The sequence below is a fragment of the Streptomyces silaceus genome (assembly GCF_001419745.1).
Lineage (GTDB): Bacteria > Actinomycetota > Actinomycetes > Streptomycetales > Streptomycetaceae > Streptomyces > Streptomyces silaceus.
In genome coordinates, this window is the sequence record NZ_LIRJ01000609.1 from 1 (window position 1) to 10,884 (window position 10,884).

Annotated in this window: 10 protein-coding genes; 7 read left to right on the forward strand and 3 right to left on the reverse strand. The window is 71.9% G+C overall.

From position 1 onward, the window contains the following. Positions 1-420, forward strand: a 420-nt coding sequence (locus tag AOK22_RS37580) for a hypothetical protein (protein WP_055703140.1), incomplete at its 5' end; no start/stop codon positions are given. Positions 421-523: 103 nt separating this feature from the next. On the opposite strand, the gene AOK22_RS37585 is transcribed toward AOK22_RS37580, so the two are convergent. Together AOK22_RS37585 and AOK22_RS37590 are read right to left on the reverse strand one after the other, a co-directional pair. Continuing rightward, on the reverse strand, positions 524-1,366 hold the full coding sequence (locus AOK22_RS37585) for a siderophore-interacting protein (protein WP_055703141.1): 843 nt from the start codon (positions 1,364-1,366) through the stop codon (positions 524-526). A gap of 76 nt (positions 1,367-1,442) precedes the next feature. Continuing rightward, complete coding sequence (locus AOK22_RS37590; RefSeq protein WP_055703142.1) at positions 1,443-2,348, reverse strand: 5'-3' exonuclease; 906 nt, start codon at positions 2,346-2,348, stop codon at positions 1,443-1,445. A gap of 299 nt (positions 2,349-2,647) precedes the next feature. Here AOK22_RS37590 and AOK22_RS37595 point away from each other — a divergent pair, with 299 nt between their 5' ends. From AOK22_RS37595 to AOK22_RS37615, 5 genes are all read left to right on the forward strand, one after another. Then, positions 2,648-3,814 carry a quaternary amine ABC transporter ATP-binding protein gene (locus AOK22_RS37595; protein WP_079037091.1) on the forward strand — a complete coding sequence of 389 codons (1,167 nt, stop codon included), beginning with the start codon at positions 2,648-2,650 and terminating at the stop codon, positions 3,812-3,814. Next, complete coding sequence (locus tag AOK22_RS37600; protein ID WP_055703144.1) at positions 3,807-6,416, forward strand: ABC transporter permease/substrate binding protein; 2,610 nt, start codon at positions 3,807-3,809, stop codon at positions 6,414-6,416. Before AOK22_RS37595 ends, AOK22_RS37600 begins: the two co-directional genes overlap by 8 nt. 155 nt (positions 6,417-6,571) lie before the next feature. Next, positions 6,572-7,561, forward strand: coding sequence for a hypothetical protein (locus tag AOK22_RS37605; protein ID WP_055703145.1), 990 nt, complete (start codon positions 6,572-6,574; stop codon positions 7,559-7,561). Between the two features lie 105 nt (positions 7,562-7,666). After that, positions 7,667-8,242 carry a helix-turn-helix domain-containing protein gene (locus AOK22_RS37610; protein ID WP_055703146.1) on the forward strand — a complete coding sequence of 192 codons (576 nt, stop codon included), beginning with the start codon at positions 7,667-7,669 and terminating at the stop codon, positions 8,240-8,242. 22 nt (positions 8,243-8,264) lie between these two features. Continuing rightward, positions 8,265-8,984 carry a helical backbone metal receptor gene (locus AOK22_RS37615; protein WP_055703149.1) on the forward strand — a complete coding sequence of 240 codons (720 nt, stop codon included), beginning with the start codon at positions 8,265-8,267 and terminating at the stop codon, positions 8,982-8,984. Here AOK22_RS37615 and AOK22_RS37620 read toward each other — a convergent pair. Then, complete coding sequence (locus AOK22_RS37620) at positions 8,953-10,080, reverse strand: TDT family transporter (protein ID WP_055703147.1); 1,128 nt, start codon at positions 10,078-10,080, stop codon at positions 8,953-8,955. The genes AOK22_RS37615 and AOK22_RS37620 overlap by 32 nt on opposite strands. A gap of 70 nt (positions 10,081-10,150) precedes the next feature. Between AOK22_RS37620 and AOK22_RS37625 the strand changes: the two genes are divergently transcribed. Next, on the forward strand, positions 10,151-10,884 hold a 734-nt coding region (locus tag AOK22_RS37625), incomplete at its 3' end, for a LysR family transcriptional regulator (RefSeq protein ID WP_055703148.1).

The following is a 10,884-nucleotide window of genomic DNA, read 5'->3' on the forward strand; positions in this document are numbered from 1 at the left end:
CTCGCCGGGCTCACCGCCGCCGTCGTGCCGGGCAGCAGCGCGAGCGCCGCGCCGTCCGCGGCGGCGCCGTCGGTGAAGACCGCCGCGCGGGCGGGAGGCGTCGCGGCCGCGGCGGGCTGCCCGGTCACGCGCTTCGGTCACGCGGGCAGGTACAAGTGCCACACGCGCGTGATGGACGCCTACTGGGACTCCCGGCCCGGCTACGACGAGACGTTCGTGATCGCGCCGGACCGGACCATCTGGCACATCTGGGGGCGCTCCGGCGGCTGGAAGCGCATGCCGAACGGCGGCAAGGCGGACAACATGGCCGGATATGACACGGCGAACGGCCGCACCGTCGCCGTCTGGGTCGGCAGCACGAAGTGGTGCACCAACTACAAGAACAACAAGTGGAACGCCTGGCACAAGTGCCGGGGCTGAGCCGGCGGGGGGACGCGCGAGGAGGCGCCCGCCCGACCGGGGCGCCGCCTCCTCGTGTGCGGGGGTACGACGGTCGTACCGCCGTGTGCGGGGGGCGCGACGGTTACGCCGCCTGCTCCTTCTCCTGCTCCGCCTCCACCTGCGCGTTCCACTCGCGCTTCGAGGCCTGCCAGCCGTCCTCGTTGTGGCCGAGGCGCCAGTAGCCCGAGACGGACAGGCGCTCGCGGGGCAGTTCGCGCTCCATGCGCAGATGGCGGCGCAGCTCCTTCACGAAGCCCGCCTCGCCGTGCACGAAGACATGCGGTTCGCCCGCGGGGAACTCCAGGGCGCGCACGGCCTCCACCAGCAGCTCGCCGACCGGGCGGTTCCCGCGGTGCAGCCAGGTGACGTGTGCGTCCGTCGCGATCTTCTGCTCCTCCTCGGGGCCCTCGACCTCCACGAAGACGTGGGCGCGCGCACCCGCGGGAAGCGCCTCGGCCGCGGCGGCGATCGCCGGCAGGGCGCTCTCGTCGCCGGCCAGCAGATGCCAGGCGGCGTCCGCGTCCGGGGCGTAGGCGCCGCCGGGGCCCAGGAAGCGGATGGTGTCGCCGAGGACGGCGTCGCGGGCCCACGGGCCCGCGAGGCCCTGATCGCCGTGGATCACGAAGTCGAGGGCCAGCTCGCGGGCCTCGGGGTCCCACCAGCGCACGGTGTACGTGCGCGTCACCGGCCACTGCTCGCGCGGGAACTCCTCGCGGATGCGCTGGATGTCGAACGGCTCGGGGTAGGTGACGCCCTCGGCGTCGAAGAGCAGCTTCACGTAGTGATCGGTGCAGTCGCCCGCCGTGAACTCGGCGAGCCCCGCGCCGCCGAGGACGACGCGCTGCATGTGCGGGGTCAGTCGTTCCGTGCGGACGACCTGCCCGACGTGGGCCTTCGGTGCTTTGCGTGCCGGACGTTCTGCCATGACGGCCGCCTCCCCTGATCCACAAGTACTTAGGTTTACCTAAGCTAACACCTCGGCTCGTGGAGGAGGGGGTGTCTCAGCCGTCGAGCGTCGTGAGCAGCCGCTGGAGCGAGCTGCCGAGGCCCCACCGGGCCGCCAGCTCGTCGAGCGCCGCCGGATCGCGCGGCTCGCGCGGCAGCGCCACGTCCACGTCGGGCAGGGGCACGTCGTCCGCCACGCGCACGACCTTCGGCGCGACCGCCACGTAGGCCCGGGACTCGTCGAGCCGCTTGCGCTGGGACGGGGTCAGCTTCGACGTCGGGTCGTCGACCGCGGCCATGATCCCGGCCAGGTCCCCGAAGGCGTCCAGGAGCTTGGCGGCGGTCTTCTCGCCGATGCCGGGCACGCCGGGCAGGCCGTCGCTCGGGTCGCCGCGCAGCAGGGCCAGGTCGACGTAGCCGGAGCCGTCCACGCCGTACTTCTCGCGCAGCCAGGTCTCGTCGGTCATCTGCAGGGTGCCGACGCCCTTGAGGGGGTAGAGGACGCGGATGCCGCGCTCGTCGTCGACCAGCTGGTAGAGGTCGCGGTCGCCGGTGACGATGTCGACCGGGCCCGTGGCGCGGGCGGCGAAGGTGCCGATCACGTCGTCCGCCTCGTACGCCTCGACGCCCACGCGCGCGATGCCGAGCGCGTCGAGGACGTCCTCGATCACCGGGACCTGCGGGGAGAGCGTGTCCGGGATCTCCTCGGCGTCCGCGCCCTGCGGGACCTCCTCGGCGACGCGGTGCGCCTTGTAGGAGGGGATGAGCTCGACCCGCCAGTGCGGGCGCCAGTCCGCGTCCATGCACGCGACCAGGTCGTCCGGGCGGTGGTCCTGCACGAGGCGGGTGATGAAGTCGAGCAGCCCGCGCACCGCGTTCACCGGAGTGCCGTCCGGGGCCTTCACGGACTCCGGGACCCCGAAGTAGGCCCGGAAGTAGAGGGAAGCCGTGTCGAGAAGCATGAGCCGTCGTGTTCGCTGAGTCACATCGCGCATCATGCCGCACGGCACCGACAGCGGGGGTGCCCCGGCGGGCCCGGCACGGCCGCGTTGCGCATCGCGGCACACCGTGCCGAGGAGGCAACAAATGTGAGCTGGGACACTCCTTGGTTTGATCCGTGTAAGCACGGGCAGGCGCGCACCCGGAGCGAACCCGGTCGAGGATTCAACATTTCGACCGGGCAAGTGGGCAGAACCCCACGCCGCTCCACGGCCCGCCGGCGGGGGAGGCGGGCCGTCTTGGTTCGACCCGAGAGGTGTATGTGTCCAGGCTGCAGGCCGAGCACTTGTACAAAGTGTTCGGCAGACGACCCGATGACGCGGTGGAGAAACTCCGCCACGGAGCCGACCGAGAGGAGCTGCGCGCCGACGGCACCACCGCCGCCGTGATCGACGCCTCCTTCGAGGTCGAGCCGGGCCAGATCTTCGTCGTCATGGGTCTCTCCGGATCCGGCAAGTCCACGTTGCTGCGCATGCTCAACGGGTTGTCGGAGCCGACGGCCGGTCACGTCCGCTTCGACGGCCAGGACCTCACCGAGCTGAGCGCCCGGGAGATGCGCGAGGTCCGGTCCAAGAAGATCAGCATGGTGTTCCAGCACTTCGCGCTGTTCCCCCACCGCAGCGTCCTGGAGAACGCCGGCTACGGCCTCGAGGTGCAGGGCGTGCCCCGCGCCGAGCGCGAGAAGCGCGCCACCGAGGCGCTGGAGCTCGCGGGCCTCAAGGGCTGGGAGAAGTCCTGGCCCGACGAGCTGTCCGGCGGCATGCAGCAGCGCGTGGGCCTGGCCCGCGCGCTCGCCACCGACGCCGACCTGCTCCTCATGGACGAGTCGTTCAGCGCGCTCGACCCGCTGATCCGCCGTGACATGCAGGACCAGCTGCTGGTGCTCCAGAAGCGGCTGAAGAAGACCATCGTCTTCATCACCCACGACCTGAACGAGGCCATGCGCCTGGGCGACCAGATCGCCGTCATGCGCGACGGCCGCATCGTCCAGATCGGCACGTCCGAGGACATCCTGGTGACCCCGGCCAACGAGTACGTGGCCTCGTTCACGCAGGACGTCGACCGCTCCCGGGTGCTCACCGCGGGCGCGATCATGGCCGACCCGGAGACCGCCTTCGGTACGAAGACCGCCGACGGCAAGGAGCTGAAGACGGCGAAGGACGTGCTCGCCGCGGCCCCCGCCACGGTCACCGAGGACACCCCGATCATCGAGCTGTTCACCCCCTGCTCCACCAGCGGTGTGGCCGTCGCCGTGACCGACGACGAGGGCGAGCTCATCGGCGTCGTCCCGCGGGCCAGGCTGCTCGCCGTGCTCGGCGAGCCGATGAAGACGGAGACGGTGGAGGAGCCGCGGGACGCGGTCCCCGCCTCCATACCCGCGCAGGACGACGGCGGCAAGAACGTGGGCAAGGTGAGCAGCGGTGCCTAGGATTCCCTTCGGCGACTGGGTCAATGACTCGGTCGAATGGCTCAGAACCCACATGGACTGGCTGTTCGACTTCATCAAGACGATCTTCCAGAACATGTGGGACGGCGTCTACGACGTCCTCTCCGCGCCCGAGCCGCTCCTGATGGCGGGCATCCTCGCCGTCATCGCCTTCTGGCTGCGCGGCCTGCTCGGCGGTGCGCTCTCCTTCGTGGGCTTCGCCTTCATCGTGTCCCTGGAGCTGTGGGACAACGCGATGATGACGCTGTCCCTGGTGCTCGTCGCCACCTTCGTGGCACTGGTCATCGCCGTGCCCGTGGGCATCTGGGCGGCGCGCTCCAAGACGGTCAGCGGCATCGTCCGGCCCGTCCTCGACTTCATGCAGACGCTGCCCGCGATGATCTACCTCATCCCGGCGCTGCTGTTCTTCCGCATGGGCGCCCCCGCGGGCATCGTCGCCACCATCGTCTTCGCGCTCGCCCCCGGCGTGCGCATGACGGAGCTCGGCATCCGCCAGGTCGACAAGGACCTGGTCGAGGCCGCCGACGCGTTCGGCACCACGCCCCGCAACACCCTGTTCCGCGTCCAGCTGCCGCTCGCGCTCCCGACGATCATGGCCGGTGTCAACCAGGTCATCATGCTCGGCCTGTCCATGGCGGCGCTGACCGGCATGGTCGGCACCCCGGGCCTGGGCGCCGACGTCAACGCGGCCATCGGCCAGCTCGACGTCGGCCTGGGCGCGGAGGCGGGCGTCTCCATCGTCATCCTCGCCATCTACCTGGACCGCGTCACCAGCGGCCTGGGCAGCCAGGTCTCGCCGCTCGGCCGGCGCGCGCTCGCCAAGGCGCGGGCCATGCAGGGCCTGAAGATCTGGAACTACCGACCCCGGCCCGTCGTCGCGATGGTCGGCGTCGTCGTCCTCGCGCTCGTCGCGGGCGGCATGAGCATCTTCGGCGGCACCAAGTCCGAGTCCGTGGCCGACACCAAGAACGTCGGCGACGGCAAGGAACTGAAGATCGGCTACATCCCCTGGGACGAGGGCATCGCCTCCACCTTCCTCTGGAAGGAGATCCTGGAGCAGCGCGGTTTCAAGGTGACCACCAGCCAGCTGGAGGCCGGTCCGCTGTACACCGCCCTGTCGCAGGGTGACATCGACTTCCAGACCGACTCGTGGCTGCCGACGACGCACGCCTCGTACTGGAAGAAGTACGGCAAGGACCTGGAGGACATGGGCTCCTGGTTCGGGCCCACCTCGCTGGAGCTGACCGTCCCGGCGTACATGAAGGACGTCAACTCCCTGGAGGACCTCAAGGGCAAGGCCGACACCTTCAAGGGCAAGATCACCGGCATCGAGTCCAGCGCCGGAATGATGGGCCTGCTCAAGGACAAGGTCCTCGGCGCGTACGGCCTGGACAAGGAGTACAAGGTCGTCGACGGCTCCACGCCGGCGATGCTGGCCGAGCTGAAGGCCGCGTACTCCAAGAAGGAGCCGATCGTCACCACCCTGTGGTCGCCGCACTGGGCCTACAGCGACTTCAAGCTGAAGAAGCTCAAGGACCCGAAGGGCGCCTGGGGCAAGGGCGACGGCGTGCACACGCTGGCGCGCAAGGGCTTCTCCGGCGAGAACCCCGAGGTCGGCAAGTGGCTCAAGGACTTCAAGATGAGCGAGAAGCAGCTCACGAGCCTTGAGGCCGAGATCAACAAGGCGGGCAAGGGCCGGCAGCAGGACGCCGTGCGCGCCTGGCTGAAGAAGAACCCGGGCGTCGTCGACAAGCTGGCGCCGCTGCCGAAGAACTCGGGCAGCGACGAGAACAAGCGCCCGCTGAAGGCCGCGTACTTCGCGTGGGACGAGAACATCGCCGTCACCAACCTGTGGAAGCGCGTCCTGGAGAAGCGCGGCTACAAGATGGAGCTGACGCCGGCCGACGTGGGCCCGGCCTACACCGGTCTCGCGCAGGGCGACCTCGACCTCAACCTGGACGCCTGGCTGCCCACCGCCCAGAAGACGTACTGGGACAAGAACAAGGCCAACCTCAACGACCTCGGCTCCTGGTACAGCCCGACGTCCCTCGAGGTCGCCGTCCCGTCCTACGTCAAGGACGTGAAGTCGCTCGAGGACCTCAAGGGCAAGGGCGACACGTTCAAGGGCAAGATCATCGGCATCGAGCCGGGCACCGGCGTGATGCAGGCCCTCAAGGACAAGGTCCTGCCGGGCTACGGGCTCGACAAGGAGTACGAGATCGCGGCGGGCTCGACCCCGGCGATGCTCTCCGAGCTGAAGGCCGCGTACGCCAAGAAGGAGCCGGTCGCGGTGCTCCTCTGGTCGCCGCACTGGGCGTACAACGAGTACGACCTGACCAAGCTGAAGGACCCCAAGGGCGGCTTCGGCAAGGGCGACACGATCCGCACGCTCTCCAGCAAGGACTTCCCCGACCAGTACCCGCAGCTCTCGAAGTGGCTCAAGAACTTCAAGATGAGCGAGCAGGAGCTGGCGAGCCTGGAGAACGAGATCAACAAGGCGGGCAAGAACAACGAGCCCAAGGCCGTCGACACCTGGCTGAAGAAGAACCCGGGCTTCGAGGAGAAGATGACCTCCGCGAAGTAGTCCGACGCGTTCACCGCTCCCGAGGGGTGGGCCTCGCCCGTGTGGCGAAGCCCACCCCTCGGGGCGTTCCGGCGGGCCGCCCCGGTCCCTAACCTCGACTGGGCCCCGCCCCTCCCGCGCACCCGTGCGCACACCCGAACGTGAGCGCCCACCCCGTGACCGCAAGGCAGCCCAGGACGGCACTCTTCGCCGTCGCCACCGCGCTGGCCCTGGCCGCCGCCCTGTTCGTCGCACAGCTGGCGCGCGCCGACGCCGCCCCCGCCTCCGCGGCCACCGCGCGCCTGGCCGCCCTCGCCACCGACGTGCGCGCCGCCGACGGCCACCGCTACGACGCCCGCGACCACACCGGCCGCACCATGGACGCCGCGCAGATCGCGCAGGCCCAGGACGGCACCTACCTCGCCGTCTACCACACGCTCCTGGCCGACGGCCGCTTCCACGCGGCCGTCGCCACCTCCGCCGATCTGCGCCACTGGCAGCGCCGCCACGACTTCGGGCCCGGCACCCACCAGGCCTCCCTCGCGTCCGACGGCCGCGGCGGCTACGTCCTCGCCTACGAGAAGGACCCGCGCAACCACATCGCGGTCCGCGCGTACGAGGATCTGCCGGCGCTGCTCCACGGCCGCGCCCACCGCGCCTTCGACGCCCCGCTCACCCTGTCCCGCTGCGCCGAGGGCACCCCGAGCGTCACCGCCGTGCGCGGCGCCACGATCCACCTCACCGGGCACTACCGCGCCGGCTGCGACACCGACCGCCAGCTGCGCGCCACCCTCACCGGCTTCCGGCACTGGCACGCCGAGCCCGACCGGCGCCTGGACCGCGCCGTGCGCACCTGGGGCAACGGCGGCAACATCGGCGACCGCTCGCCCGTCGAGCTGGGCGGACAGCGGGTGGTCCTCATCGAGGGACAGGGGCGGCGCGGCGACTTCGGCAGCTGGGGCACCTACGCGTACGACCCCTCAAGTGGCCGCGCGGACCGCCTCGACGTCCGCACCCACGGTGGCAGCCGCGCCTTCGCCAATCCCTCGGCGACGCTCCTGACCGATCCGGCGGGCCAACCCGCCCTGCTCGTCAGTCTGTTCGTACCGAGCGAGGGTTCCGCCCCCGGCGAGGCCGGACAACTGCTCTACTGGCACAAGCTGTGACCCGCGGTCCGGCCAACGGGGCAAAACCGTTTGGCGAACATGCGTAGGGTGCAGAAAACCCCTCAGGGTTGAGAGCGGGCCGATGCGCTGAAGGGAGCCGGGGAGATGGACGAGCACAAGGAGACCCTCCGGGTGGGCTCTGCCGTGCGGCGGCGCCGGCGGCAGCTGGAGCTCACGCTCGCGGTCGTCGCCGAGCGCAGCGGCCTGTCGGTGCCGTTCCTCAGCCAGATCGAGAACGAGCGCGCCCGCCCCAGCATGCGCTCCCTCCAGCGGGTCGCCGACGCCCTGTGCACCACCGACGTGGAGCTGCTCGCCGCCGCCGACCCGGCCCGCACCGTCGAGGTCGTGCGCGCCGGCGACGACACGGACCTGGAGGGCTCCACCCCCGCGGCACGCGTGCGGGAACTGGCCCGGGGCCACCATCAGCTGCACGCCCTGGAGTTCATCGGGGACCACGACGAGGGCCGGGAATTCCAGCACCGCAACGACGAGTTGATGTACGTCGTCGAGGGCGCCGTCGAGATGGAGGCCGAGAGCCGGGCCTACCGCCTGGGGCGCGGCGACAGCCTGTTCCTGACGGGCGGGGTGCGGCACCGCTGGCGCGCCACCGAGCCCGACACGCGGGTCCTGGTGGTCGCCGTCGGGGACCACGTCGAGGCGGTGGACGAAAGGGGGCGCTGAGGTGTCCCTCGCGCGGGGCCCGCTGCGGGTCGTCTCGCTGGTGCCCTCGCTGACCGAGGCGGTCGCGGTGAGCGCGCCGGGGGCGCTGGTCGGCGCGACCGACTGGTGCAGCCACCCGGCGGACCTCGACGTGGTGCGGGTGGGCGGCACCAAGAACCCCGACGTGGCCCGTGTCATCTCCCTCGCGCCCGACCTGGTCGTCGCCAACGAGGAGGAGAACCGCGCGCCGGACCTCGCGGCGCTGCGCGCGGCCGGCGTGGAGGTCCTGGTGACCGAGGTGCGGACGCTGGCGCAGGCGTTCCGCGAGCTGGCCCGGGTGCTCGCGGCATGCGGGGCGGGACGGCCCGCGTGGCTGGCCCGGGCCGAGGCGGCATGGCGGGAGCCGCCCCGCTTCGTGATCCGGCGGCGGGCGGCGATCCCGATCTGGCGGCGGCCGTGGATGGTCCTGGGCCGCGACACCTTCGCGGGCGACGTCCTGGCGCGCCTGGGCGTCGACAACGCCTACGCCACCCACGCCGAACGCTATCCGCGCGTGCCCCTGGAGGAGCTGCGGGCGGCCGACCTGGACCTGGTGGTCCTGCCCGACGAGCCCTACCGCTTCACCCGCGACGACGGCCCCGAGGCTTTCCCCGAGGCCGTGCCGACCGCGCTGGTCAGCGGCCGGCACCTCACCTGGTACGGCCCGTCGCTGACCGAGGCGCCCGCGGTGCTCAGCGAGGCGCTGCGAGAAGCCTGCCGTTGAACACGCCGCGCAGGGTGTGGGCCAGGGCCACCGCCCAGGCGGTCACCAGCAGCGCGAAGAGGGCGACCGCCAGCCAGTCGAAGACCGCGAGGCCCGTGTGCGTGCCGAGGCCCTCGGCGCCGGTCACGCAGGTGCCGACGGGGAAGGTGAAGGCCCACCACGTCATCGCGAAGCCCATGCCGCGGCGCCGGGCGCGCAGCACCATGGCCGCGGCGAGCGCGAGCCACATCAGGGCGAAGCCCATCACGGGCACGCCGTAGAGCACGGCGAAGGCGAGGAAGCCCCGGTCGAGCGGGGCGGGCACGACGCCCGGCGCGAAGTCGGCGAACTTGTTGGCGGCGGTCGTCGACTGGCCGAGCGGGCCGAGCACCAGGAACAGCGTGGGGGTGAGCGCCAGCGGCAGCGGGCCCGCGGTGACCAGCCGGGCGAAGATCACCGGCAGCATCACCAGGGTGGCGAGCAGGCTCAGGCCGAACATCGCGAAACAGGCGTACAGCATCGTCTGCTGCGCCTGGCCCGCGGGCAGATGGGGGATGAGCAGCGGGCCGACGGCCGCCGACACCATGGGCGCCACCACGGGCAGCAGCCACACGGGCGAGGCCTGGTCGGCGGCTATGCGGTGCCGCACCACCATCAGATACGGGATGGCGACGGCCGCCGCGAGCCCGATGAGCGTGCCCGCGGTGAACAGGACGGTGTCGAGCGCGACGGCCGCGGTCGTCCCGATCCAGTCCTTGCCGACGATCAGCGTGCCGCCGCCGACCGCGAGCAGCGCCATCGACAGACAGCCGTAGAACGGCGCCACGGTCGGGTCGAGGAGGTGGGTGCGGGCCTGGTCGCGGTGGTGGAGCCAGTGCGCGGCCCGCGCGGTGAGCAGCACGACGAGCAACACCAGGGACAGCGCCCACACCGCCGTGCACGCCGTGCGCAGCCCCGTGAACCGGTACGGCAGCGTGGCGCCCGCGTTCGCGATGATGGCGGTGCCCATCACGGAGGCGTACCAGTTCGGCCCGAGGTGGCGGACGGCGGAGAGACGGGTGCCGGCGGCCGCGAGGCCGGGGCCGGGGGAGGCTGTGGGGTGAGCGGTGCTGACCATGTGTCCACGGTCTTACGGGACGCCGGGCGCCACCAGGGAGCACTCTTCTATGGGGACATAATCTGGCCTTATGAGTCTGTCGACGCCCGCGCCCGATCCGTCCCCGGAGGCCACCCTGGCACACCGCGTCCCCGACCTCGGGGCGCTGCAACTGCTGCTGGCCGTGGCCCGTCTCGGCAGCCTCGGGCGGGCCGCCCGTGAGCTGGGCATCACCCAGCCCGCCGCCAGCAGCCGGGTGCGCGCCATGGAGCGCCAGCTCGGGGTCGCGCTCGTCGACCGCTCGCCCCGCGGCTCGCGCCTGACGGACGCGGGCGCGCTGGTGACCGACTGGGCGGGGCGGATCGTGGAGGCGGCGGAGGCCTTCGACGCGGGGGCGCAGGCGCTGCGCGACCGCCGGGACTCCCGGCTGCGGGTCGCGGCGAGCATGACGATCGCGGAGTACCTGCTGCCGGGCTGGCTGATCGCCCTGCGGACCCAGCGGCCGGACACGGCGGTGTCGCTGCTCGCGGGCAACTCCGCGGCCGTGGCGTCCCGGCTGCTCGCGGGCGAGGCCGACCTCGGCTTCGTCGAGGGGCTCACCGTGCCGGGCGGGCTCGACGAGGTCGTCATCGCGCACGACCGGCTGGTCGTCGTGACGGCGCCGGGCCACCCCTGGGCGCGCCGCCGCAAGCCGCTGGCCGCCGAAGAGGTGGCGGCGACCCCGCTGATCCTGCGCGAGGAGGGCTCGGGCACCCGGCAGGTCCTGGAGGCGGCGCTCGGCGGCCTGGCGCGCCCCCTGATCGAGCTGTCGTCGACGACAGCGGT

Coding starts and splice junctions, on each gene's coding strand:
- AOK22_RS37585 (WP_055703141.1), bottom strand. CDS start 1,366: ATGGCAGAACGTCCGGCACGCAAAGCACCGAAGGCCCACGTCGGGCAG.
- AOK22_RS37590 (WP_055703142.1), bottom strand. CDS start 2,348: ATGCTTCTCGACACGGCTTCCCTCTACTTCCGGGCCTACTTCGGGGTC.
- AOK22_RS37610 (WP_055703146.1), top strand. CDS start 7,667: ATGGACGAGCACAAGGAGACCCTCCGGGTGGGCTCTGCCGTGCGGCGG.
- AOK22_RS37620 (WP_055703147.1), bottom strand. CDS start 10,080: ATGGTCAGCACCGCTCACCCCACAGCCTCCCCCGGCCCCGGCCTCGCG.